Genomic DNA, 24,639 nt, shown 5'->3' on the forward strand with positions numbered 1-24,639 from the left:
TGTTTTGTAAGACGATTCGTGTAAAGTCAAATTTATGAATAAGTTAGTATTCAAGTTAGCAATTTATTCACTATATTTGCACGCAATTCAACTAGAAATTGCACCATGATAGCACACAACTCCAAGATTATCGGCGAAGGTTTAACTTACGACGATGTATTATTAGTACCTAACTACTCGAATGTGCTTCCTCGCGAAGTGAGCATTAAATCAAGATTCTCAAGAAACATTACATTAAACGTTCCAATTGTATCAGCTGCGATGGATACAGTTACAGAAAGCGCAATGGCAATTGCTATGGCTCAAGAAGGCGGAATTGGTGTTTTACATAAAAATATGACTATCGAACAGCAAGCAGGAAAAGTTCGAAAAGTAAAACGTGCTGAAGCAGGTATGATTATTGATCCGGTAACTTTACCAATGAACTCTACAATTGCTGACGCTAAAAACGCTATGAAAGAATTCGGAATCGGTGGTATTCCAATCGTTGACGAAAATAAAATCCTTAAAGGAATTGTTACCAATCGTGACTTACGTTTCGAGAAAAACGGGGCAAGACCTATCGCTGAGGTTATGACAAGCCAAAACTTAGTTACGGTTTCTGAAGGAACTTCACTAGAGCAGGCAGAAGTAGTTTTACAAGGTCACAAAATCGAAAAATTACCAGTTGTAAACGATAAAAACGAATTAGTTGGTTTAATCACTTTCAGAGATATTACAAAACTGACTCAAAAGCCAATCGCAAACAAAGATTCTTTTGGACGTTTAAGAGTTGCTGCTGCAATTGGAGTTACTGGAGATGCTGTTCAAAGAGCAGAAGCTTTAGTTGCCGCTGGTGTAGACGCCATCATTATCGATACAGCTCACGGACACACAGAAGGTGTTGTAAATGTATTAAAAGAAGTAAAAGCAAAATTCCCTCAAATAGACGTAGTAGTTGGAAACATCGCTACTCCAGAAGCTGCTAAATATTTAGTAGAAAATGGAGCAGATGGAGTAAAAGTTGGAATCGGTCCTGGTTCTATCTGTACAACTCGTATCGTTGCAGGTGTTGGTTTCCCCCAATTCTCAGCAGTTTTAGAAGTTGCTGCGGCAATCAAAGGAACTGGAGTTCCTGTAATTGCAGATGGTGGAATTCGTTATACAGGAGATATTCCTAAAGCAATCGCTGCAGGTGCTGACTGTGTAATGTTAGGTTCATTATTGGCTGGTACAAAAGAATCTCCAGGAGAAACTATTATTTTTGAAGGAAGAAAATTCAAATCTTACCGCGGAATGGGATCTGTTGAAGCAATGCAAACTGGTTCTAAAGATCGTTATTTCCAAGATGTTGAAGACGACGTTAAAAAACTAGTTCCAGAAGGAATCGTTGGACGTGTGCCTTACAAAGGAGAATTGAACGAAAGTATGCTTCAATTTATCGGAGGTCTTCGTGCAGGTATGGGATACTGTGGTTCAAAAGATATTCCTACTCTACAGGAAACAGGACGTTTCGTGAGAATCACTTCAAGTGGAATCACTGAAAGCCATCCGCATAACGTAACAATTACAAAAGAAGCTCCAAATTATTCTAGATAATCATAATGAATTTGCAATTCAAGTTAAAAGATGTTCTTGAAGTTGATTTGTATTATGGGTTTTATGATATCTACGTTTTAGGAGGTTTTGATGTTCAGGTTAATGATGATTTTTTTGTTGAAATACTTGATTTAAAAAGAAATGAATCGATATTACTGAGAGAGGAAAGTCTTAAAGTTAGAGATTATAAAAACGGAAATAGAGCTGTGAAATTTTTTAGTTTTCAGATAACTGAAAAATCGAAATATAAAATTTCAGTTCATAATTATGAAGATATGGCTGTGTTTTATTCAATGATAGGAAGTAATCCATTTAGTATTTTGAATTTATTGAAAAGGCTTTATGGAATAAAAAGAAAACAGCTTTTTTTAGATGAAATTGAAATATTAATCAATTAACCTATAGAAAAAGGCGTAAGATTTAATTCTTACGCCTTTTTTAATTTTATTATCTCATTTTAATTAGAATCTACTATTTAAAATATCTTCAGTCACAATATCAGAATGTAGTAAATCTTCCATTTTCTTTGTCATGCGCTGTGCTTCTAAAGCATAACCAAACATTTTTTTCTCGTAATCGGCGATTGCTTCATCAATAGTTTCAAATTTTCCGTTGGTTAAATTTTCCGTTAGATGAAAAGCATCAAACAATCCCATATTTACGCCTTCGCCAGCAAATGGAGGCATTAAGTGAGCTGCGTCGCCAACAAGCGTAATGTTTGAATGTTCTTTCCAAGGTTCTTCCAAAGAAAATAAACGCAATGGCAAACCAGAAAATTCAGTCGAAGCAGCAAAGAATTTTTTGTAATCATCGTTCCAATTTTTAAAAGTTTCTTTTAAAAAAGTAATCACTGCTTTATCATCTTCAAAGTTGATTCCGTGATTAGAAATCCAATCTTCGTCAGCTTTAAAAGAAACACCAAAATGTACAGAACCATCGCGCATCGTATGCGTATAAAACATTTTGTGTTCGCCCATTGCCATTACATTTCCATTTCCGTATTTCGGCTTAAACTCAGGATAATCTTGATCAGGATTTACAATTTCACCCTGAATAATATAAGTTCCAGAAAGCTGAGGTTCTTGATCGCTGACAAATTTTCTAGCGTTTGATCTTCCTCCATTGGCAACAATAACAAAATCAGCAGTTGTTTTTGTGCCGTTTTTAAATTCTAAAACATATTGATTTTCTGTTTTTTCGATATTAACTAGTTGGCTATCCCAAATAACTGTACCTTCTTTGAGGTTATCCAGCATAATTTTTCTAAGATCATTTCGGTCAATTTCTGGACGTGAGAAAGCGTTGGTTTCATCTGGCATTTCGTCAGAAGTAATGTTTCCGTCCATATCGGCCATTTTTTCTCCAGTTGGTCGAGCATATTTGTAGAATTCATCCATTAAACCTGCCTTCTGAATGGCAAACTGGCCAGAATCTGAGTGAATGTCAAGAGTTCCACCCGAAGTTCTAGCTTGAGCATTTATATCTCTTTCGTAAACTGTGACATCAGCACCATTAATTTGTAAAATTCTAGCTGTAGTAAGTCCAACTGGACCGCCGCCAATAATGGCAATTTTTTTATTTTCTATAATTGAAGTTTTCATTTTATTTAAATTAATATTATTGAAATTGCTCTACGACTTTGCACAGAGTGATAAAGTATTGAGAATTTAGTTTTTGGAATTTAGTTTTTGGAGTTTGCCTTTAGGTTCCAAGATTGGAATTTAGAATTTGGAATTTAGAATTTGGAATTTAGAATTTGGAATTTGAGATTTATTTATGGAGTCAACGCTTTTAAAACCAGATTAAAAGCTTCATTTTTAATTTCTTCTTTAAGAACAAAAGATTTTCCAGACATTGATTTTCCGTCTCTGTGAAATTCTAAAAGAGAATAAAGCGAACCGTAAGCAATGCTCCAAAAGACTTCGTAAGCAACAGAGATAAGTTCTTTTCTTTCAATTGCCGAAAGCATAAACTCAGTCATCATTTGCTTGTATTCTCCTGTCACTTCTTGTATGATTGCATCGCCGTAAGTAGAATGTCTTAAAAGTTCAAAACACGTGGCTTGGAGCGCAAAATTTTGAGTAAAATAAATACGATTTTCCCATTGATTTCGTAATCCGTCTCTGAAAGACATATCTGTAGAAAAACCGTCAAACATTTTTTCAAAGAAGTTTTGACCAATTTCGATTCCAATTTTGCGAATCAAATCTTCCTTGTCTGAATAATAGATATAAAGTGTTGCAACAGAAATGCCGCATTCTTTTGCCAAACGGTTCATTCCAAAGCCTTCTATGCCTTGGTTAACGATCATTTCTATTGCTTTTTGTTTTACAATTTCTTCTTTATTAATATCTCTTGTTCTCATAATTCTAATTAATTATGGTACAAAGATATAAATAATAAATGAACGATCGCTTATTTATAATTGTTTTTTTTAAATTGCTAAGATTCTAAGGTTCTGAGATTCTAAGTTTTTTTCTTTTTTTAGGTGCAAAGGAGCAAAGAGGCAAAGGTTCAAAGTTCAGAGGTTTGAACTTTATAAATTGCCTCCCGCTTTAGCTGGAGGTTCATAATGGTTAAGTGTTGGGCTTTAGCCAAATATTTACATTTGGTATTGACAAGAATAAAAAAAATCAGCTGAAATAAAGTATATTTCAGCTGATTTTTATATCGAGAGTATATTTATATTGTTTTTGTAGGCTCGGCTTCTCTTAGATTTTGATTTTCTAAAATCTCTTTTAAAAACGGTTTTACCTGATTTTCAATTTCAGATTCAGGAATATTTAAAACTTCAGGATCTGATGCTAATTTTAGCCAAGGTTTTGGTCCGTCAAAATCATAACTTCCAAAAACTACAACAGGGGTTCCTTTTACTTTTACATTTTCCTTGTCTTTTAGGATCCATTCGTCAGCAAACTTGTAAAGGTATTTAGCGTCTTTTTCTAATAATCGCAAACAAGAATGTGACGCGGGATAACCAGGCAACGCGTATTCATGAAAACCAACTCCCAGTTTATTTTCGATATTAAAATTCCATTTCAAATCCCACTCGTCGTTAAATGTACTGGTTGTTTTTTCTGCTTTCCAATTGGTGAAAAATAATCCGGAAGGAGTAGGATCTTTTTTTCTTCCCATATTGGTTGGACCTGTACGAACCAATTCACCGTTTTCGTAAGCGGCAAAGCTCTGCGTTGGATATGAAAAAAGGATAATTTTTGAAACTTCTTCTAAAGCCGAAACATGTAACGGAAACGGAAGATAATAAACCAAATCTCCGCTAAAATCTGCTGGAATTACAACAGAATCCAGTTTTTTAAAATTGGCTTTATCTGTTCTGTTTAAAGCGTAAACAATATCCATTTTAGAACTGTCAGCTTCATTAAGTTTCAGCCATTCTTTTGTATTTGTGATTTGATAAGAAACTGTTTCTGGCTTTTTATATTCAATTACTTTCTTTTTCTCTTTTTTATTTTCAGTCAATGTGATCGTATCGGTTTTTTTGCAAGAACCTAATAAGACTAACATTAAAATCAGTAGGGCGTTTGCTGTGTAATATAACTTTTTCATAGGTCGGTATTTTTATGAATATAAAGTTATACATCTGATAGCTGAAAAGGGTTACATAATTTTTTGAATTGGTTTCGGGATTTACATTAAAAATTTCAAATAGCTCATTTTTCTTCTGACGTGTTGATAATATAGCTATTATTTTTAGAAAAATTAAAAAGTTAAGTGATTTATAATCAGAATTTTGTTTGAGTATTCAGGAATTTTAAATTGTGTTCTGATGAAGAAAATTTCCAAAAATATTCAATTTATTCCTCAATCAATTTCAAAGTATATTCCAATTGCGTATCTCTGTTTTTCATAAAATCTTCAAAAGTCTGCTTCACTTCATAATCTGGAATTATGCCCCTTCCAAAAATCTGATTGGGCTTTTTAGGAACATCTTGTTCTAGATTTACAATCGAAAATTGTGTTTTAATTTTGGTATTGGGCAATTCGTATTCAATAGGAGTGTGGCCATTATGACCGAAATAACCGCCCATAGTTTCTTCGCCAACAACAATTGCATTTGTGTTTCCTGCAACCAAAGAAGCAAATAAGGAGCCTGCAGAAGCAATTCTTGGACTTATTAATAAATAAATCTGACCTTTAAAACTGTTTTTCTCAGCCTGTAATAATGGGTTGAATTTTTCGTCTTGAATGTATTTCCCGTTTTCCGACTTTGGAAATTCTTCTTTCAATTCATCTTCAAAATCCTTTTTTTCTTCCTGTTTTTTCTGCGGTTCAGTTTCTTCATAAACTAAATATTCAGAAAAAGGAACTTCTTGAAAATTGACATAAGCAGATGCATTTTCACGAAACGGTTTTTCTGCTAAATAAGAAAAGGTAACAATGTCGTTAGGATCAGTTCCACCGCCATTATTTCTTACATCAACAATTAAATTCTTTATCTGATTGTTTTTTGAAAGATAATTAAAACAACTGTCTAGGTATTTTTTATAAGCCAAATGTTCTTTATGTTTTGCATTTCGGCCAATTACAAAAGTATGGACAGAAAGTAAAGCGGTATTATTAGAAATGACTTTAAAAGAATATTTATCCTTTGCGCGATTGTATTGTAAACTATCAATGGGAAGTGAATGGCGGTTTTTGAAATTCTCTTTTCGAATTTCGTTTGAAACAGCTGAAATAGTTTTTTTTAATCTTTTGGTTTGATTTGGAAGCGAATATTCTACTGTAAATCTCTTTTGCGGACCATATTCCATTTCAAAATATTTGGCAAAAGAACTCCCGATTCCGATTGATTTTCCTGTGATATTATAACCGTCGGTAGTGTAATATTTGTAGAAAGACGAAAGCAGTTTTGAAGTTTTGATTCCGTTAATGCTATAAATTTGAGAACCCAGCGGAATTTGAGTATTTTCAAAATTAAGAATAAGCTGACCATTAATAAGTTTTACAGGAAAAGGAAAGAAAACATTTCCCGATGAATATTTCTTTTCAAAATCTTCAGGAAGTGTAGTGTCGTTATGCAGACTTCCTTCAAAATCGGTAATCTGCAAAACTATTTTATAAAATTCTATAAGGCTTTTGGGCGTATTGATCTGCGAAAAAGCCCAAGAATAAATACTGTCAATCTGCTGTTTTGTTCTGTATTTATAAAGTCCAGAATTGGCTTTTTCTCTTATTTCTTTAAAAATGGTTAAATCTTGCTTGAGTTTTTCTGCTGGCCATTTTTCGTTTTGAGAAAAAGCGAAAAGCGGTAAAAAGAAAATAAGAGCTATTTTGAATTTGAGCATTTTAGATTTTTTAATCAATCTAAAATACTCAAAAAACTTTTAAATCAAGCCTTTAATTTTTGCATGCTGCAGTAACATAATGGTTTTGGCATCTGTAATTTCTCCAGATTCAATCATAGCGTAAGCTTCATCAAAAGTATATTCTAAAACTTCGATGTTTTCTTGTTCTGCGTCAAGTCCGCCGCCAGAACTTACTTTCATGCTTTCGTCATATTCGCCAACAAATAAATACAAAATCTCTGTTACAGAACCTGGTGACATATACGTTTCAATAACTTTTTGAACTTTAGAAATTCGATATCCTGTTTCTTCTTCTGTTTCGCGAATAATAGCTTGCTCTGCATTGTCTTTGTCCAAAAGACCAGCGCAAACTTCGATCATCATTCCTGTTTTATTTCCGTTAAGGAAAGTTGGAAGACGAAACTGACGCGTCAGTATAACCGTTTTTTTGGTTGAATTGTATAATAAAATTCCAGCACCATTTCCGCGGTCATAAACTTCACGAATATGCGATTCTACTTTTTCGTTTTCTTTTTTATAGTTAAAAGTAACTTTGTTTAAGACATACCAATTGTCTGATAATAACTTGGTTTCTGTGATCTCAATTTCTGGATTTTTTCTCATGTCAGTAAGAGTCAAAAAAAACGCTCTGATAATCAGAGCGTTTAAATGTATTATTTTGTTATTGTTTGTTTTCTATCTGGTCCAACCGATACGATTTTGATTGGCACTTCGATTTCTTTTTCAATAAACTCAATATATTCTTTTAGCTCAATTGGCAATTGATCGTAAGTTGTCAATCCTGTTAAATCTTGCTTCCATCCTTTAAACTCTTTGTAAACCGGAGTAACATTTTCTGGTTCAATGTTATAAGGGAAGTGAGAAATGTTTTGTCCTTTGTAGTTGTATTCAGTACAAACTTTTAAAGTTTCGAAACCAGAAAGAACATCACCTTTCATCATCATTAACTGAGTAACTCCGTTAACTTGAACTGCATATTTTAAAGCAACAAGGTCTAACCATCCGCAACGTCTTTGTCTTCCTGTTACAGAACCAAATTCGTTACCTACTTTTGCCATTGTAGCACCAACTTCGTCAAAAAGTTCAGTAGGGAAAGGTCCGCTACCTACACGTGTAACGTAAGCTTTGAAAATTCCGTAAACCTCTTTGATTTTGTTAGGCGCAATTCCTAAACCTGTACAAGCTCCAGCAGCAGTAGTGTTTGATGAAGTTACGAAAGGATAAGTTCCGAAATCAACATCTAGTAAAGATCCTTGAGCTCCTTCGCAAAGAATAGATTTACCCGCTTTTTGAGCTTGGTGCATGTATTCTTCGCTGTCAATGAAATCTAATTTTTTCAATTCTTCGATAGCTTCAAAGAATTCTTTTTCTAATTCAGCTAAGTTGTATTGAATGTTAACATCATAGAAAGCAATCATGGCTTCGTGTTTGTCAGCTAAAGCTCTGTAACGCTCTTTAAAATCTTCTAATTCAATATCTCCAACACGTAAGCCGTTTCTACCAGTTTTGTCCATGTAAGTTGGCCCAATTCCTTTAAGAGTAGAACCAATTTTCGCTTTTCCTTTAGAAGCCTCAGAAGCAGCATCTAATAAACGGTGAGTTGGTAAAATTAAATGTGCTTTTCTCGAAATGATTAATTTGCTTTTGATATCAAGGTTGAATTTCTCTAAACCTTCAATTTCTTTTTGAAAAACTACAGGATCAATTACAACACCATTTCCGATAACATTTACTGAGTTTTTATGAAAAATTCCAGAAGGGATTGTTCTAAGTACGTGTTTAATTCCGTCAAATTCTAATGTATGTCCTGCATTTGGTCCTCCTTGAAAACGTGCAATAATATCATAATTTGAGGTAAGTACGTCAACAATTTTTCCTTTACCTTCATCTCCCCATTGTAATCCTAGTAATAAATCTACGGTCATTCTGTTTTAATTTGCGTTGGGACAATCTAAGTCGTCCTACTGATTATGTAGTTAATTTTCTTTTTTTTATTTTTTTTGAAAAAGTCTAGTTGAATAGACTATGAATTTGAATTTTGCTTTTTGTTTCCGTAGAAATAAAGCGAATGATTAGTGATTTCAATATCAAAAATTTCTTCAATCGTCTTTTTGATGGTTTGAATTCTTGGATCGCAAAATTCAATTACTTCTCCCGAATCTGTCATAATGATGTGATCATGCTGTTTATCAAAATATGATTTTTCGTAGTAAGCCTGATTTTGTCCAAATTGATGTTTTCTAACCAAAGCGCAGTCCAACAATAACTCGATCGTGTTGTACAAAGTAGCTCTACTCACACGATAGTTCTTGTTTTTCATCTTGATATAAAGGTTTTCGATATCAAAATGTTCCTCGCTGTCGTAAATTTCCTGAAGTATAGCATAACGCTCAGGAGTTTTGCGATGCCCTTTTTGTTCAAGATATAGTGTAAAAACATTTTTTACAATTTCTTGATTCTTAGTGTTGTCAGTTGAAATAAGTGTCATATCCGGCAAAGATAATTTTTTATTTTTAATGAATAAAAGTTTCGGGTTTAAAGTTTCGTTACAAAATTCTTATAGTTTCCCTAAAAAGTTAGGTTCTGTACTCTCTGGTAACCTTATCGACCCCGTCAATTTTCTTAATGGCATTGATCATTTTCTTTAAAATGGTATTGTTTTTTACAATTACCGCAATCTGACCGTGGAAAATTCCGGCGTCTGTACTCAAGGAAATACTTTGAATATTGACGCTCATATTGTTCGAAATTACTCGTGTCAGTTGGTTGGTAAGTCCTAAAACGTCCATTCCGGTGATATTGATAATGGCTTTGAATTCCTCTTGTGAAGAATCAATCCATTTGGCACTCATGATTCTGTAAGCATAATTCGACTGCATTCCAATTGCGTTCGGACAATCTTTCTTATGCACTTTTATTCCTTCATTAATCGTAACAAAACCAAAAACATCATCACCAGGAATAGGGTTACAGCATTGCGATAATTTATAATCTAACTTGTCATGTTCAGTTCCAAAAACCAGCATGTCATAATTGCTGCTGATGACTGGCTTATGAATATCTTCGGCTGCAGTATCTTTATTTCGTTTAATTTTATTTTTGAAGAAATTGATGAACGAATTGCTTTTTTGTGCCGCATAATCTTTCAACTGCTGATTTTCGATCGCACCAATTCCAACTCTATAAAATAAATCTAAACTTGTTTTTAGTTTGAAAAAGTTTACAAGTTCATTAGTTACCTGTTCGTTAAAAGTAACTTTTAAATGTTTTAATTTTCTAACCAGTAATTCTTTTCCTTCTTCTGCAATCTTTTTAGTGTTCTCGTTAAGAACGTTTTTGATTTTATTTTTTGCTCTCGAAGTCGTTACATATTCTAACCAGTTTACTGTTGGTTTCTGGTTTGGAGAAGTAATTACTTCGACCTGATCGCCACTTTTTAATTCATGATTTAATGGAACTAATCTTCCGTTTACACGAGTTCCTCGGGTTTTAATTCCAATTTCTGAGTGAATGCTGAAAGCGAAATCAAGAGAAGTGGCGCCTTTTGGCAATGATTTAATTTCTCCTTTTGGCGTAAAGACAAAGATTTCTTTAGAATACAAATTCATTTTAAAATCTTCCACAAAATCAACCGCATTGGTTTCTTGATTTTCCAAGGCTTCGCGAAGCAAGTTTAACCAAGTATCTAAACCGCTTTCTTCTGTTGCGCCGTTTTTATATTTGTAATGAGCTGCATAACCTTTTTCTGCAATTTCATCCATACGTTCGCTTCGCACCTGAACTTCAACCCAGCGTCCTTTTGGTCCCATAACGGTAATGTGAAGTGCTTCATAACCAGTTGATTTTGGTGATGAAATCCAATCACGAAGACGGCTCGGACTCGGTCTGTAGTGGTCTGTTACGATAGAGTATATTTTCCAAGCTAAGAACTTTTCTTCATGTGGATCTGCTTTATAGACAATTCTAAGCGCAAATTTGTCATAAACTTCATCGAAGGTTACGTTTTGAGCACGCATTTTTCGGCGAATAGAATAAATCGATTTTGGTCGGCCTTTGATAATGTAATCGATGCCTTCGTTGTCTAAAGATTTCTTCAAAACCTCCGAAATATCTTTGATATAAGCGTCTTGCTCTTCCTTAGTCTCACGAATTTTGCTTACAATGTCATCATAAACTGCTGGTTCGGTATATTTTAATCCTAAATCTTCAAGTTTGGTTTTAATGTTGTAAAGTCCCAAACGGTGGGCTAGAGGAGCATAAATGTATAAAGTTTCAGATGCGATTTTGGTCTGTTTGTATTCCGCCATCGAATCCATTGTCTGCATATTGTGCAAACGGTCTGCCAGTTTAATTAAAATTACGCGAACATCATCATTTAAAGTCAGAATCATTTTTCTGAAATTCTCAGCCTGCATCGAGGCATTTAAATCTTTTTGAACCAATGAGATTTTAGTAAGGCCTTCAACTAGCTGGGCTACTTTCGGATTAAATAAACGCTCAATGTCTTCAACAGTCATTGGTGTATCTTCTACAACATCGTGCATTAAAGCCGCAGCAATAGCGGTCGCGCCCAGACCAATTTCTGAGGCAACAATTTTTGCAACTGCAATAGGATGAAAGATATAGGCTTCTCCTGATTTACGTCTCTGATCTTTGTGAGCATCAACGGCAACATCAAAAGCTTTTCTAATTAATTTCTTGTCAGTAGGGCTTAAAGTTTGGTAACTTATTCGAAGTAATTCCTTGTATTCCTGCGCAATAGCTTTATTTTCTTTTTCTATATCTATTTCTGTCATAACGGCATAGTTCAAGTACTAAAAATAAGAATTAGTTTGAACATACACAAGATTTTAGATTGTTGATTTTAGAGTGCAGATTTTAGATTTTCCATGTAGGAATAAGGCTTCGACTCTGCTCAGCTAGACATTTAAGCAGTCGTTTTTTTAAATTAAAAATTAAAGATTAAAAATTAAAAGTTGAAGACTTTTAATTTGAACCTCAGAACCTTTATCCCTTTGTCCCTTTGCACCTTTCAAATTAGAATCCTCTTTGTCTTTTTGCTTCAAAAATTAAAATAGCAGCAGCAACAGAAACGTTCATACTGTCTATTTCTCCCTGCATTGGAATAATGATGTTTTGAGTTGCTTCGTCACGCCATTCTTGCGTTAAACCAGTTGCTTCTGTGCCTACAACTAAAGCAGTTGGAGTTGTGAAATTCTGAGTATGATATGAAGTAGAATTCTGTAAAGTGGCGCTGTAGAAATTGATCTTTTTTTCTTTCAAAAATGCAATAATTTCTGCTGATGTTCCAGTTGCAATCTGATTCGTAAAAAGGCATCCTACGCTAGAACGCACAATGTTCGGATTGTATAAATCGCTTTTTGGATTGGCAATTAAAACTGCGTCCAAATTGGCTGCATCTGCAGTTCGCAAAACGGCACCAATATTTCCTGGTTTTTCCAATGATTCAACCACAAGAATTAATGGATTATCGGATAGTTTTAAATCAGATAATTTTAAGGATTTAGTTTTCGCTACAGCTAAAATTCCTTCCGTTGTATCGCGATACGCCAGTTTTTGGTAAACTTCTTTGTTGATTTCGATAATCTGAAATGGATTCTGAATCAGTTTGTTGATTTCTGATTCTGAAACTAATTCTGGTAAAAATAAAACCGTTTCGATTTCGTAACCGCCTTTTATAGCTAATGAAATTTCGCGTTGTCCTTCGATCAAAAATGTTCCGGTTTGTTTTCTGGCTTTGGCTTTTTCTTGAAGTAAAACCAAAGATTTTATAAACGGATTTTGAACTGAAGTAATTTGTTTCATTTTTTTTAAGGCTCAAAGTTGCAGAGGGGCAAAGGTACAGAGTTTTTTTCTTCTCGCAATAATTTAAAATAGCCACGAATTCACGAATTAATTCTTTACAATGAAAAAAACTAAAATTCGGGAATTCGTGACTAAAAAAGGTTTACTCTTCAGTAGAATTATTTTCTTCTAAAAGAGCAGTTTCTTCAGCAGGTTTTGTGACTATTTGATCTTTGTCTCCAAAAAGAAATTTCTTTATTGCAGCAAAAGCAGCAATAATTCCGATTACAATAAATTTTCCGAATTTTGCTAAAATAGCAAAGAATCCAACTTTTGCTAATACTTTTCCAGCCACCAAACCTCCGATTGTCCAAGCTGCGACAGTGTCTGTGTCTGCATCAAAATCAAGGTATTTATGTCCGTCATTGAACTCAACACTTTTGATGATTCCTGGAATACTTGCTTTAACTTCTGCTAACTGATTTACACCAGCAACAGCAGAAATATTATACATTCCTTTTCTTCCTAAAACTCTTAAGTCATAATTTAAAGTGTGTTCTTTATCCTGTCCAAACTGTAGTTCTTTTGCCCAGTGCAATACTTTTAAATTATTGTCATAAAATGGTTTAGATGCCCAACCAATTAATTGAACTTCGGGATAACCTGCATTCTTTCTTTCCACATTGGCAGTAGCCACATCTTCTTTCATCGTTTTAAGAAGATCGTCATAATCAATATCATCAGCATCATCATCTTTTACATAACCGTCCCCTTGATAGCTAATTACAAACATCCAGCTGTCAGAATGTGTAACGCCTTTTCCATCTGGAACGAGCGAACCTAAAATTGATTTGTCTTCAGGATTTCCCCATAAATTGGTGAGAACATTTTGGGTTTGTTCTGCATTTAAAAATTTGAATCCTTTTGGAACATTTAAGATTCCGTTTCCTTCAGTTAAAGTAATTTTTCCAGATTCATAGTGAAAGGATTTATCAATTTTATCATAATATGTTCTAAGTGTATCAGGCTCACTGGCAGATAATTTAGCAATCGAAATCGTCCATAACAAAACAAATAGTAGTGTTTTTTTCATTAGAGTGGTTTAAAAGGTTAATTATTTAGGTTTTTTGGTTATTTAAAATAGTTCTGAAATTTCTTTCTCAACAGGATGTGACGTTTTAAAATCATATCCCATTATTTTTGCTAATGTTTGAGCAAATTGTTTTTGATAGAATTGAGATTGTGTTTTTATTTCACCTTTTGGCGCAATTTCTGGTCCCATTGCGGCAAACCAAATTTCAGATGCTCCTGGAACATCAGAACCGTGATCTGTCCATTGCGATTTTACTTTGTCGCCGCGTCCGTGATCTACGGTTATGAATAAAGTAGTTTTGTTCTTGTATTGTGGATCATTTTGAACAAAATTCCAGATTTCCTGAATCCATTTGTCTACTTGATTGGCTGCGTCCAAATACGAACGATATTGTGCGTGATGCGCCCATTCATCGGTTTCTCCGTATGCAATGTAAAGCACTTTTGGCTTTTTATTTTTTAGTTCATCTAAAGCTTGATAATGCGTAAAAACATCTAGGCATTCATCCATATGAAAAGGTTTATATGAGTTGTCACGCATTTCATTTAATAAGTGCTGAGCTGCGGTTGGTTTATTTCCGCCTACTTTGTCAAAGGCTGAAATTACAGGAAATCCGCTTCTTTCTTCATTTAAAATTCGATCAAAAGCATCCCATGCGCCAAAAGCGGCAACTTTACCTTTTAATTTAGATTGCTGATTTAAAAATTCCAAAACATTTACGTTTGGATTGGCTTTGTATCCGTTTGAGTTGACTTTTAAATCGACATTTCCAGTCATGATTTCGCTATAACCAGGATAACTAAACCAATACGGATTGGCAACATCTACTTTATTTCCTAAATCTCGATTTCCATAAATCTGACCTTTAGAAGCAATTTCAGACCAGAAAAAAGGCATTAGTTTTTTACGCGCTTCTTTGACATTAGCATCGCTATATTTTTTATAAATGTAGGCACTGTCTCCTTGATTGAATTTTTTGTCATTGGCAATTGTGGGATCAATGCCTTTAAAAACTTCCTGCCATCTAAAACCATCTGTAGTGATAATAATAATGTTTTCTGTTTTTTGGGCTAAAGATTTACAGCTCAATAAAATTAGCAGAATTAAAATTGCTTTTTTCATTACTTATTAATTTGAAATACAATTCAAAACTAAGTAATTTAATAAAGCAATTTTTACGGTATGACGTAATGTAACTATAATTTAATAGAAGTTGAAAATATATGAACTCAAAAATTCTAAATGGGCATTGGTCGCTTTACATTTAGAACTTTTACAAAATCCCTCTAGACTTAATTTCTAAATATTTATTAATGGCGTCAAGCGTAAGATTTTCAGGTTGTGTTAAGACAGAATGGATTCCGTATTTCTTCAATTCGTTTACGATTAATCGTTTTTCGAACATGAATTTTTCGGCAATTACTTTGTCATAAACTTCCTGAATTGTAGTTGTTTTTTTATTGATGATACCGTTTAATTCTGTATTGCTAAAGAAAATCACAACCAATAAATGGCTTTTGGCAATTCCTTTTAAATATGGCAATTGACGATTTAAGCCGTCCATGGTTTCAAAATTGGTGTACAGAATTATTAAACTTCTCTGATTGATGTTTTTCTTGATATCAACATACAATCGGCTGTAATCACTTTCGAAGAAATCGGTTTTTACATTGTACAAAGTTTCGAGGATTTTCTGCATTTGCGAGCCTCTTCTTTCCGCAAAAACTCTGTTTTCTACTTTTTTAGAAAAAGAAAAAAGCCCTGCTTTATCTTGTTTTTTCAGAATAACATTGGATAAAACCAAAGCCGAATTAATCGCATAATCCAATAAACTTAATCCATCAAAAGGCATTTGCATAACGCGCCCTTTGTCAATTGCCATATAAACCGATTGTGATTTTTCGTCCTGAAACTGATTGACCATTAGCGAATTTCTTTTGGCTGTCGCTTTCCAGTTTAAAGTTCGCAAATCGTCGCCTTGAACATATTCTTTAATTTGCTCAAACTCCATGGTATGTCCAATTCGGCGTATTTTTTTGATTCCGTATTGAAATAAATTATTCGAAAAAGCAATCAAATCGTATTTTCTTAACTGAATATAAGAAGGGTAGGTCGGAACCATTTGATCTTTGTCAAAAGTAAATCTTCTTGAAATGAGCCTTAATGGCGAAGAAACATAAATGTTCAGAGAACCGAAATGATATTCTCCGCGTTCTGTTGGGCGAAGATCATAACCAATTTCTTTTTGTGTTGCCGCTTTTATTGTTTTTCCAATTTTGAAATCTCGAACCTGAAATTGAAACGGAATCTCATCAATAATTTTAACCGAAACAGGAAAAGTATAATGGTTTTTTAAATTAATTTTTATCGGATTTAAATCCCCGTTTGATAGTTTTTCGGGCGTAATTCTTTCAGCTTCAAGTCCTGTTCGTACCAAGTACAAAAGCAAAATATCAAGTCCTAAAAAAGTAATTAAACCTAAAACGAGTAGCCAAACAGCATTATACATATTCGGAAAAATAAAAGCGCAGACAAACAATCCTATAATGCCAATGAGCACATAGAAAAAGAAATTGTTCAGATATAGACTTTTTATGAATTTCAAGTTTTCTCGGTTTTATGTTTTTCTAATAAATTTTAGTGAAGTCATCAAAATTAAAGCCTTCTAGATAAGCTATTTTCCAAACTCCGTTTTCTTTAATGGTTTTCACTTTGTATTTAAAATCGCCTTTCCACGACCAATTCCAATCAAAAGACGCTTTATCGTTTTCAATCTTCAAATGATTAATAGTCATAGTTTTCCAATAATTATCGGGATAATCTTGACAATTACACCACGGATTGGCATCATTTCCAAAAGGAGGCAAATCTCCCTCAAGCCATTCTATTTTTTTAGTTTTAAGATTAGAATCGATTCGTAAAGCGATTTTATTGTAATTGTCTAAAAACTGCTGCGAAAAGAAATTAGTTTTCTTAAGTTCCTCCAATCTTTTTTTATGGGAGTTTAAATCTAAGCCAATGTATTTATCTCCTTTTTTGTTTGCAATAGGATTGAAATCATTGTTGCTCTTTTTAGTTTCTACCCATTCGTACAATTTCTTAACTAAAGTCTCAATTTCCTGCTTGTCATTTTTGAAATAAAAAGAATCTTTTTTGTCTTTTAAAAAAGCAGCATTTGATGGCTGAAAAACAGTTAACAATAGTAGAGAGAATAATATAAGAAGTTTAGACGGTTTCAATTTTTTTTAGTTTTTATTGTTTGCTTCGCCAATTCGGCTAAAGCCTTGTGTCAAGTTTCAGGTTTCAAGTTTTGCTCTTCTTTGTCAGGCTGAGCGGAGTCGAAGCCCTTTACATTTTCCACCATTCACCATTTACCATTCACAATTAATAATTACCTAGGAATTTCGACTGTTTCAATAATCTGTTTGATAATTTCTGAACTTGTAATGCCTTCCATTTCACGTTCTGGTGCTACAATAACACGGTGCTGTAAAACTGGAATTGCAGCTTCTTTTATATCTTCTGGCGTTACAAAATCACGTCCGCGGATTGCGGCAAAACCTTTTGCGGCATTCAAAATCGCGATAGAAGCACGAGGAGAAGCTCCTAAATATAAAAAGGCATTTTCTCGAGTATTTACTACAATTCGAGCAATGTATTCCAACAAGTTTTGTTCGACTCTAATTTGTTTTACTAAACCTTGATATTCTTTAATTTCTTCGGCAGAAAGTATAGTTTGAATTGCATCTAATTTTCCGTGATCTTGCAACGAATGTTCTCTCTGGATAATTAAAATCTCTTCATTCAATTTCGGATAATCAATTGTAATTTTAAAAAGAAAACGGTCCAACTGCGCTTCAGGTAAACGATAAGTTCCTTCTTGCTCTATAGGATTCTGAGTTGCGATAACCAAAAATGGCGCTTCCAATTGATAAGCAGAACCATCAATTGTAATCTGGCGTTCTTCCATTACTTCAAAAAGCGCGGCTTGTGTTTTTGCAGGAGCACGGTTAATCTCATCAATTAAAATCAAATTAGAAAAAATTGGTCCTTTTTTGAATTCAAATTCTGAGTTTTTCAGATTGAAAATAGAAGTTCCTAAAATATCTGAAGGCATTAAATCGGGAGTAAACTGAATTCTGCTGAAACCGATATTTAAAGTTTTAGCCAATAATTTAGCCGTGATTGTTTTGGCAACTCCAGGAACGCCTTCTAAAAGTACGTGACCGTTTGACAAAATAGCAACCAAAAGCTGATCTACCATTTTGTGCTGTCCTACGATTACCGTTTCAATCTCTTTTTTAATCGTATTTACGTGATCTAAAAGTGGTCCTAAATTAATCCTTGTTTCAAAATTCACATTTTCATTTGTGATTTCGTTTGATGTTGTATTGATATCGTCCATAAATTGCTATGTTTTTTTATTTTTTTGCCACAGATTAGAAAGATTAAAATGATTTTATAAAAAAATAATCTGTGCTAATCCTTTTATCCCGATAGCTATCGGGAGTGGCTAAATATTTCTGGTTAATGTAAAATCTTTTCTATTGCTGTATTTATTTTAATCAAATCTTCTTCTAGACTTCCGTGATAACTATTTCTGTGATCGTTGATTAACTGAACCACATCGCGAATATCTTTTTCGTCTTTTCCTGTTTTATAATGCAATTTCATTATGAAATCGTCATCAAGTTTGCTGGTGTCAAGCAGATAATCGGTTCTGATTTTTTCTAAAAAGTAAATAATCTTTTTATCAATAATATTGGTATGATCGCCTTCCTGATAATATAAATTTCCAATTGTTTTTGTAAAATCAACAGTTAGGTTCTGCAATGGTTTTATAATCGGAACAATTCGCTGTTTGCGTTTCGCATTAAAAATCATAAAAATAAGAATTCCAATTAAACCTAAATACCAAGCCGATTTTAAAGCGGGCTGACTCCAGATATAACGCATCGGAGAGCTTGAAATTCTTTTATCGTTTAAAGTTTTATTATACCAAAACACATTTCCTTTCGGAATATAAGACAGAACGTTTTCTGCATATTGATAATAATCTTTTTTCAGCAGATTGTAATTGGTAAAGGCCACTGGTTGCGTATGCAGATACAAATAGCCATTTTTATAAGGAACTTCAATAAAGTTGATTTGCTTTTCCTTTTTACGGTTCATTTGGTATCCCAAAACCTTTGTGTTTAAAGTGTCTATTTTAGAAAAATAATCGCTTAATCCAGTATTAAAAGTATATTTTTTTGCGCTTACTTTTTTGTTAGCCATCCAAACTGAAATGCTGTCATTGGGCATAAAATCGGTTTTCAGTTCTATTTTCAAAGAATCTAGCAATACTTTCGGAAACACTTTCATACTCAAAAAAGCATTATTTCCGTGAGAAACAAAATTTAGGATTTCTCGCATTGACCCTTCATCTATGTTATTGACTTCAGAAATATTCATAAAGGATCCTTTGATTTTATAGGATTCTGCATTCTCGCTAGAATTATATTGAGAATCCAAATATTCATAAGGCGTCTGCGTCGAAATTCTTTCTACTTTCTGTTTAAAAAGACCATCCGCTTCTTGGTCGAAAACGTACAATCCAAACGGAATTTTATCTTCAACAGAATACGTTGGAGTCCAATCAATAGGTTTTGGCTGTCCTTTGTCTACGAGCAATGTTATTCCGAAAATTAGAACCAGAATAGCAATGTATATTTTAACTTTATTATCCATTGCCAAAGGTTTTTAGTGCTTTTTTAAATCTGTTTTCTGTCTTTCTGAATGTTGCATCATCAATTTCAAATTCACCATACCAAATATAATTGTACAGATAAGAAAGATAAGTAAACTCTTCTTTATGAGCAGGATTCTGCAATTCGTACAAATAATCGGAATTGGTTTTTTCGATATCCCATTCAATATAATGATGCTGCGCCATTACTTTTAAAAGCCATAAATAATAATATCGCACGGCAATTCTTTTTTCGCCAGCTTCGATGCTTTCTTTAATAAGTTTTTCAAAATCCAAAAGATGGATATTTTTTTCGGCATCAGAATAAAACAAAGCTCTTTTGTCAGCATTCTTTCCAAAAATCCACATTCCTTCTCGTTTGATTAATGCCTTGACAATAAAGTATATTAAAAGTATAACAACTAGAACGGCAATTATTCTAAACAAAATTGAAATAAAGTTTAGAGATGATTTTACACTTCCGAAATTAAACAAATTGGCAATTTGTCTAGCGAGCCAATGCTTAAAATGATCCCACCAGCTTTTTTCAGGTTCTTTATATTCGTAAACAAAGTCCTTATCGGTATATTTTTTCTTGAAATCCTTTTCAAAATGTCTGGCTTCTACAGCTTCAGAATCTACCTTGATATCTTTTTCGGTATACTTAATTCCAACAATTTTTGGAGGATCTTCTTCAACCAGAGTATCTTGAGCATAGGACGGGCTCAGAGAGAAAAGAAAATATAAAATAATAACAAACCTATTCATTTGTAGTATCTCCAATTAAATCAATTGATTTCGATTCTTGTTTGTCTCCTGACTCTAAACTATAATAAATCATTCCCTGATTCACGATAATAATGTTGTTAAAAATGTTACCAAGAACAATTAGCACAATTACGACAATCGTTATAAAGCCTATCAATAAAGGCGAAGATTCTATAGAATTTGTATGGTTTGAAGCAGAATTGCCAATTAAATAGGCTAAAGCGATAAACATACCCACAAAGTATAAACACATTGTTATGGCAAACTGAACAAACTGCATTATCATCATTATAATAAAAGTTGTTCCAATTGTATTCCAAAAATCTAATTTTACTAAATCGTAAGCGTGTTTTAGAGATTCAAAAAAGCGTTTTTCTTCTGTCAGATAACTGTAAAAATGCAGGTTTAAAAAGGTGAACAACGCTGGTAGCGCAATCATTATCAGTGGAATTCCGATAATAATAAAGCACAGAAAAAATAAGATGATTAAGGCAATTATTAAAACCGGAAAAACTAAAAACAAATAGCCAATACTGAATTTTATTAATTTAAAAAGAACTTTAAAAAAACTCGCCGAGAGATCATTCGTTTCAAGATCTTCTTTGCCAGTAGCGATCAATTTTAAATATAAAACCGGATAAGCATAATTAAACAATGACATGATAAAGAATAAAAAAACGCAGATAAATATCAATGCAACGACTAATCCTTCATTATGATTAAAGTATTCAAGAAGATCGCTTTTTAATTGATTGTTTTCAAGACCAGATTCTTGAATATGTTCAAAATTGACTTTAAGGAGCGTATAAATTACTATTGCAAAAAGAAGTAAAAATGCTCCATTTGCAATAAAAAATATCTTGAAAAAGTTCTTTCCGTAATTTTTGAAAAAAGTAAAAGTATCGCCTAGATTATCACCTAATTGTCTTTTTCTGTAAAGCTCGAACATTATAAATGAATTGGTTTTGAAGTTATTTTTTTGTGTACAATAAATGGGTATATCAAGTAGTAAAATGAAATTATTGCCAATGTCAATAAGATAATAAAACTGCTTAGCCAATTGGGCATGTCGATTGAATATCGTGTAATAAAACCTTCTAAAAATCCAGCGCTTATGGTAAAAGGAAAAGTGCTTAAAAATATTTTAAAGCTGTTTTTGAAACCGATTTTAAAAGAATTTAATCTAGAAAAAGTTTTAGGAAATAGGATAGAAGCCCCTAAAATAAATCCAGCTGTAGTTTCGATTACAATGGCAAAAATCTCCATAGAACCGTGAATCCAGATGCCTCGAACGCTTTTCCAAAAAACGCCTTGTTCGTAGAAAAAATATTGAAAAGAACCGAGCATGATACAGTTTTGAAGAAAAACATTAAAAGTTCCGATTCCTGCAAAAATTCCGTAGAAATAACATCTCGCACCGACAAAAAGATTATTGACCGTAATGCCAATAAAACTTCCCCAATTGCTGCCTGAACCATACACGGCCATCGGATTGCCTTTTTTGATGTTTTCTAAAGTCATATTTACATAATCGTCACCTAAAATGAGACGCACAAAATCACGATCATAACGAGCAGAAAGAACTCCGATAGAAACGGTGACAAAAAACAAAGCAAATGCATAAACCAAATATCTTCTGTACTCGTAAACCAATAAAGGAACTTCGATTTTAAAGAAATCTACAAGCCGATTCTGATCGGTGCGTTTGGTTTTGTAAATTTTTTGATAAATCTGAGAGGCAAGATGATTGAGATACACAACCGTTTTACTTTTAGGATAATACGTTTGAGCATACGACAAATCATTCATCATTTGAATGTACAAATTAGCTAATTCATCAGGATTTTTTTTAGCTTTACCAAAAATTGCCAGCTCAAACTCGAGCCATTTTTCTCTGTTTTGTTTTATAAAGGCGATTTCTCTCATTGTAGGCTAAAATATGAAATATGTCAGAATTATCTATTAACACGACACAAAATGTCAAAATAAATTTTATCGCTGCTTCTGTAGGCGAAAGGCTAGGTGCTTTTTTTATCGATTTGTTCATTGTAATTTGTTATATAACAGCGCTTTCGATAGTACTTTTTGACTGGTTGCAGCTCGATAGATTGATGGTTAATTTGGACGGTTGGTCGCGCGGTGCGATTTTTTTATTATTGTATTCTCCCGTTATAGTTTATTCGTTGGTTCTAGAAAGCGTTTTTGAAGGACAGTCACTTGGCAAAAAATTACTGAAAATTAAAGTAGTTAAAATTGACGGTTATCAGGCAGGTTTTGGAGATTATTTAATTCGCTGGTTTTTTAGAGTAATTGACTTTTTTACTTTTTTCGGACTTCCAGGACTTATCTCAGTTATTACGAGCCAGAAATCACAACGATTGGGAGATATGGCAGCTGGAACAGCTGTGATTACTTTGAAGAATAAAATTAATATCAGTCATACTATTCTCGAAGATATTGGCGAATCTTACGTGCCAACGTATCCTTTGGTGATAAAGCTTTCAGATAATGATATGCGTATCATTAAAGAAACCTATCAAAAAGCGGTTGCTAAAAACGATCATGAGATTATTTACAAGCTCGTTGCTAAGATCGAAAGTGTTACAGGAATTAAAAATCAATCTGGAAACAACAGTGATTTTATAAGAGTGATTCTAAAAGATTATAATTTTTACACACAAAATATGTAATTTTTTTTCTTTGAAAAATTGTTTATTTTTTCTGTTTTTTATTGATAATTTTTTAAAATTTCTTCGTAAATTTATATATAGATAATTAATTCATAAATTTCCAAACAAATGAAAATTACTAAGCCTTTTCTCGTATTACTAGTGCTATTGTCTGCTTTTGTGAGTTTTGCCCAAAGCGGAAAAAAATTAGATAAAATTATAAAAAGAGATTATCAGATAATTGAATGTACGGTTTTAAAAATGTCTGATAAAACAGTAGAATATTCACTTCCAGGTGAGACCGTTCAGATTTCGCTAGATGTTTCTCAGATTGCCAAAATCGATTTTGCAAGCGGAAGATCGCAAACCTTTGATGTTTCTTCAAATTCAAACAGTACGACTCAAAGTTCGCCATCTCAAAATATAGTAAGTGCAGATAAACAGCATAATACAATTGCAGTATTGCCAATACCGTATGTCAATGCAGATAATCAGCAAGGTTCTGAAGATATGGCAAAATTTGCTCAAAATGATTTGTATAACAAATTGTTAGATAAATCTTCGAACATTTTTCCGTTGACGGTTCAAGATTTAAGAACAACAAATAGTTTGTTGCGCAAAGCTGGAATTGACCATAATAACATTGACGAAACGCCAATAGAAGATCTTGAAAAAATATTAGGAGTTGATAACATTGTGGCCGCAAAAGTTTCTTATACAATTGGAACTGGAACTACAGCTACCACATATAACAGCGGAAATGCAAAAGTAAGCAATAACAACAAAAAAGTAACAACAAACGATATTTCTACAACAACAGCAAACGATCAGAAGTATTATTACTATACCGTTTATTTTGACATGTATAGAAATACAGATAAAATCTACTCGCAAACCCGTAAACCTTTGCTGGCAGTAAAAGACGGCTGGATGGATTCTATTTCTTATTTATTAAAAAGAAGCCCGATTTACGTGAAAAAATAAGAAACGTTTATGAGTAAGAGTTGTTAAGATTATTCGGTACAACTTTGTAACTTTGACCCTTTGCATCTTTGTAACTCAAAAAAAATGTTTCACTTACTTGATATTATTGGGACAATGGCGTTTGCAATGTCAGGCGCCTTGACCGCAATGCACAAAAAACTAGATCCGTTTGGGGTTTTTATCATTGCATTTGTAACTGCCGTTGGTGGCGGGACACTCCGCGATGTCTTAATCGGAAGAACTCCTGTGGGCTGGATGCGCGACATGCAATACGTGTATGTGATCATTTTAGGATTTTTTCTAGCAATTCTTTTTAGAAAAAGCTTTGATAAGCTTCGAACTTCATTGTTTCTTTTTGATACAATTGGGCTCGGAGTTTTTACTTTAATTGGTTTGGAAAGAGGACTTATAACTGGACTTCATCCGGCAATTTGTATTGCGCTTGGAACGATGACAGCTTGTTTTGGAGGCGTAATTCGTGATATTTTGTGTAATGAAATTCCAAACGTTTTTAGAGAAGAAATCTATGCCACCATCTGTATTTTTGGCGGAATGGTGTTTTTTGGACTGCGAAAACTAAATTTAAACGACGACATTTTGTATTTAGTTACTTCGCTTGTAATTATTGTGATTAGATTAATGGCAGTTAAGTATAAATGGCATTTAAAAGCGTTTGATCATAAATAG

The 24,639-nt window shown here is 33.3% G+C and carries 23 protein-coding genes; 5 read left to right on the forward strand and 18 right to left on the reverse strand.

The annotated features are described in order from the left end of the window. The first annotated feature begins 105 nt into the window (after positions 1-105). Both guaB and NU08_RS11740 read left to right on the forward strand, forming a co-directional pair. Positions 106-1,578 (forward strand): IMP dehydrogenase, encoded by a 1,473-nt coding sequence (gene guaB, locus NU08_RS11735; RefSeq protein ID WP_129747279.1) that lies wholly within the window; start codon positions 106-108, stop codon positions 1,576-1,578. A 5-nt stretch (positions 1,579-1,583) separates the two neighbouring features. After that, positions 1,584-1,976 (forward strand): hypothetical protein, encoded by a 393-nt coding sequence (locus NU08_RS11740; protein ID WP_129747280.1) that lies wholly within the window; start codon positions 1,584-1,586, stop codon positions 1,974-1,976. Between the two features lie 63 nt (positions 1,977-2,039). Here the strand turns inward: NU08_RS11740 and NU08_RS11745 are convergent, their stop codons facing one another. The 18 genes from NU08_RS11745 to NU08_RS11830 form a co-directional block, all read right to left on the reverse strand. Beyond that, a complete protein-coding gene (locus NU08_RS11745) occupies positions 2,040-3,179 on the reverse strand; it encodes an FAD-dependent oxidoreductase (protein ID WP_129747281.1) in 1,140 nt (379 codons plus the stop codon). A gap of 173 nt (positions 3,180-3,352) precedes the next feature. Then, positions 3,353-3,943, reverse strand: a complete 591-nt coding sequence (locus tag NU08_RS11750; protein WP_129747282.1) for a TetR/AcrR family transcriptional regulator — start codon at positions 3,941-3,943, stop codon at positions 3,353-3,355. Between the two features lie 317 nt (positions 3,944-4,260). Continuing rightward, positions 4,261-5,145: a L,D-transpeptidase gene (locus NU08_RS11755; RefSeq protein ID WP_129747283.1), complete on the reverse strand. Its 885-nt coding sequence runs from the start codon at positions 5,143-5,145 to the stop codon at positions 4,261-4,263. A 248-nt stretch (positions 5,146-5,393) separates the two neighbouring features. After that, positions 5,394-6,884, reverse strand: a complete 1,491-nt coding sequence (locus NU08_RS11760; protein WP_129747284.1) for a S41 family peptidase — start codon at positions 6,882-6,884, stop codon at positions 5,394-5,396. A gap of 39 nt (positions 6,885-6,923) precedes the next feature. Then, positions 6,924-7,508, reverse strand: coding sequence for an NUDIX domain-containing protein (locus NU08_RS11765; RefSeq protein WP_129747285.1), 585 nt, complete (start codon positions 7,506-7,508; stop codon positions 6,924-6,926). A 50-nt stretch (positions 7,509-7,558) separates the two neighbouring features. Beyond that, a complete protein-coding gene (locus NU08_RS11770; protein ID WP_129747286.1) occupies positions 7,559-8,830 on the reverse strand; it encodes an adenylosuccinate synthase in 1,272 nt (423 codons plus the stop codon). 98 nt (positions 8,831-8,928) lie between these two features. Further along, complete coding sequence (locus tag NU08_RS11775; protein WP_008462215.1) at positions 8,929-9,393, reverse strand: Fur family transcriptional regulator; 465 nt, start codon at positions 9,391-9,393, stop codon at positions 8,929-8,931. An 88-nt stretch (positions 9,394-9,481) separates the two neighbouring features. Beyond that, the gene (locus NU08_RS11780; RefSeq protein ID WP_129747287.1) at positions 9,482-11,701 is read right to left on the reverse strand and encodes a RelA/SpoT family protein; all 2,220 of its coding nucleotides are present in this window, start codon (positions 11,699-11,701) and stop codon (positions 9,482-9,484) included. 241 nt (positions 11,702-11,942) lie between these two features. Continuing rightward, complete coding sequence (locus tag NU08_RS11785) at positions 11,943-12,731, reverse strand: TrmH family RNA methyltransferase (RefSeq protein WP_129747288.1); 789 nt, start codon at positions 12,729-12,731, stop codon at positions 11,943-11,945. 142 nt (positions 12,732-12,873) lie between these two features. Next, positions 12,874-13,803, reverse strand: coding sequence for a DUF2167 domain-containing protein (locus NU08_RS11790; protein ID WP_129747289.1), 930 nt, complete (start codon positions 13,801-13,803; stop codon positions 12,874-12,876). Between the two features lie 42 nt (positions 13,804-13,845). Further along, positions 13,846-14,925, reverse strand: coding sequence for a phosphoglyceromutase (locus tag NU08_RS11795; RefSeq protein WP_129747290.1), 1,080 nt, complete (start codon positions 14,923-14,925; stop codon positions 13,846-13,848). Between the two features lie 151 nt (positions 14,926-15,076). Further along, positions 15,077-16,408: a DUF58 domain-containing protein gene (locus tag NU08_RS11800; RefSeq protein WP_129747291.1), complete on the reverse strand. Its 1,332-nt coding sequence runs from the start codon at positions 16,406-16,408 to the stop codon at positions 15,077-15,079. Positions 16,409-16,430: 22 nt separating this feature from the next. Next, positions 16,431-17,042: a DUF3828 domain-containing protein gene (locus NU08_RS11805; protein ID WP_129747292.1), complete on the reverse strand. Its 612-nt coding sequence runs from the start codon at positions 17,040-17,042 to the stop codon at positions 16,431-16,433. Between the two features lie 152 nt (positions 17,043-17,194). Next, on the reverse strand, positions 17,195-18,208 hold the full coding sequence (locus NU08_RS11810; RefSeq protein WP_119789693.1) for an AAA family ATPase: 1,014 nt from the start codon (positions 18,206-18,208) through the stop codon (positions 17,195-17,197). Between the two features lie 122 nt (positions 18,209-18,330). After that, entirely contained in the window at positions 18,331-19,533 is a 1,203-nt protein-coding gene (locus NU08_RS11815) for a DUF4350 domain-containing protein (protein ID WP_129747293.1), read from the reverse strand. Continuing rightward, complete coding sequence (locus NU08_RS11820; RefSeq protein ID WP_129747294.1) at positions 19,526-20,299, reverse strand: DUF4129 domain-containing protein; 774 nt, start codon at positions 20,297-20,299, stop codon at positions 19,526-19,528. Before NU08_RS11820 ends, NU08_RS11815 begins: the two co-directional genes overlap by 8 nt. After that, positions 20,292-21,248, reverse strand: a complete 957-nt coding sequence (locus NU08_RS11825) for a hypothetical protein (RefSeq protein WP_129747295.1) — start codon at positions 21,246-21,248, stop codon at positions 20,292-20,294. The genes NU08_RS11820 and NU08_RS11825 overlap by 8 nt, the downstream gene beginning before the upstream one ends. After that, positions 21,248-22,225 (reverse strand): stage II sporulation protein M, encoded by a 978-nt coding sequence (locus NU08_RS11830; protein ID WP_129747296.1) that lies wholly within the window; start codon positions 22,223-22,225, stop codon positions 21,248-21,250. The genes NU08_RS11825 and NU08_RS11830 overlap by 1 nt, the downstream gene beginning before the upstream one ends. Positions 22,226-22,245: 20 nt before the next feature. On the opposite strand from NU08_RS11830, the gene NU08_RS11835 reads away from it, so the two are divergent. From NU08_RS11835 to NU08_RS11845, 3 genes are all read left to right on the forward strand, one after another. After that, entirely contained in the window at positions 22,246-22,989 is a 744-nt protein-coding gene (locus NU08_RS11835; protein ID WP_129747297.1) for an RDD family protein, read from the forward strand. A 108-nt stretch (positions 22,990-23,097) separates the two neighbouring features. Further along, complete coding sequence (locus NU08_RS11840; protein WP_129747298.1) at positions 23,098-23,952, forward strand: hypothetical protein; 855 nt, start codon at positions 23,098-23,100, stop codon at positions 23,950-23,952. Between the two features lie 84 nt (positions 23,953-24,036). Further along, on the forward strand, positions 24,037-24,639 hold the full coding sequence (locus NU08_RS11845) for a trimeric intracellular cation channel family protein (RefSeq protein ID WP_129747299.1): 603 nt from the start codon (positions 24,037-24,039) through the stop codon (positions 24,637-24,639).

Source organism: Flavobacterium anhuiense, from assembly GCF_004151235.1.
GTDB lineage: Bacteria > Bacteroidota > Bacteroidia > Flavobacteriales > Flavobacteriaceae > Flavobacterium > Flavobacterium anhuiense_A.

Excerpts from the sequence above, each read along its gene's own strand:
- guaB (WP_129747279.1), top strand. The coding sequence starts at position 106 with ATGATAGCACACAACTCCAAGATTATCGGCGAAGGTTTAACTTACGAC.
- NU08_RS11740 (WP_129747280.1), top strand. The coding sequence starts at position 1,584 with ATGAATTTGCAATTCAAGTTAAAAGATGTTCTTGAAGTTGATTTGTAT.
- NU08_RS11745 (WP_129747281.1), bottom strand. The coding sequence starts at position 3,179 with ATGAAAACTTCAATTATAGAAAATAAAAAAATTGCCATTATTGGCGGC.
- NU08_RS11750 (WP_129747282.1), bottom strand. The coding sequence starts at position 3,943 with ATGAGAACAAGAGATATTAATAAAGAAGAAATTGTAAAACAAAAAGCA.
- NU08_RS11755 (WP_129747283.1), bottom strand. The coding sequence starts at position 5,145 with ATGAAAAAGTTATATTACACAGCAAACGCCCTACTGATTTTAATGTTA.
- NU08_RS11760 (WP_129747284.1), bottom strand. The coding sequence starts at position 6,884 with ATGCTCAAATTCAAAATAGCTCTTATTTTCTTTTTACCGCTTTTCGCT.
- NU08_RS11765 (WP_129747285.1), bottom strand. The coding sequence starts at position 7,508 with ATGAGAAAAAATCCAGAAATTGAGATCACAGAAACCAAGTTATTATCA.
- NU08_RS11770 (WP_129747286.1), bottom strand. The coding sequence starts at position 8,830 with ATGACCGTAGATTTATTACTAGGATTACAATGGGGAGATGAAGGTAAA.
- NU08_RS11775 (WP_008462215.1), bottom strand. The coding sequence starts at position 9,393 with ATGACACTTATTTCAACTGACAACACTAAGAATCAAGAAATTGTAAAA.
- NU08_RS11780 (WP_129747287.1), bottom strand. The coding sequence starts at position 11,701 with ATGACAGAAATAGATATAGAAAAAGAAAATAAAGCTATTGCGCAGGAA.
- NU08_RS11785 (WP_129747288.1), bottom strand. The coding sequence starts at position 12,731 with ATGAAACAAATTACTTCAGTTCAAAATCCGTTTATAAAATCTTTGGTT.
- NU08_RS11790 (WP_129747289.1), bottom strand. The coding sequence starts at position 13,803 with ATGAAAAAAACACTACTATTTGTTTTGTTATGGACGATTTCGATTGCT.
- NU08_RS11795 (WP_129747290.1), bottom strand. The coding sequence starts at position 14,925 with ATGAAAAAAGCAATTTTAATTCTGCTAATTTTATTGAGCTGTAAATCT.
- NU08_RS11810 (WP_119789693.1), bottom strand. The coding sequence starts at position 18,208 with ATGGACGATATCAATACAACATCAAACGAAATCACAAATGAAAATGTG.
- NU08_RS11815 (WP_129747293.1), bottom strand. The coding sequence starts at position 19,533 with ATGGATAATAAAGTTAAAATATACATTGCTATTCTGGTTCTAATTTTC.
- NU08_RS11820 (WP_129747294.1), bottom strand. The coding sequence starts at position 20,299 with ATGAATAGGTTTGTTATTATTTTATATTTTCTTTTCTCTCTGAGCCCG.
- NU08_RS11825 (WP_129747295.1), bottom strand. The coding sequence starts at position 21,248 with ATGTTCGAGCTTTACAGAAAAAGACAATTAGGTGATAATCTAGGCGAT.
- NU08_RS11830 (WP_129747296.1), bottom strand. The coding sequence starts at position 22,225 with ATGAGAGAAATCGCCTTTATAAAACAAAACAGAGAAAAATGGCTCGAG.
- NU08_RS11835 (WP_129747297.1), top strand. The coding sequence starts at position 22,246 with ATGTCAGAATTATCTATTAACACGACACAAAATGTCAAAATAAATTTT.
- NU08_RS11840 (WP_129747298.1), top strand. The coding sequence starts at position 23,098 with ATGAAAATTACTAAGCCTTTTCTCGTATTACTAGTGCTATTGTCTGCT.
- NU08_RS11845 (WP_129747299.1), top strand. The coding sequence starts at position 24,037 with ATGTTTCACTTACTTGATATTATTGGGACAATGGCGTTTGCAATGTCA.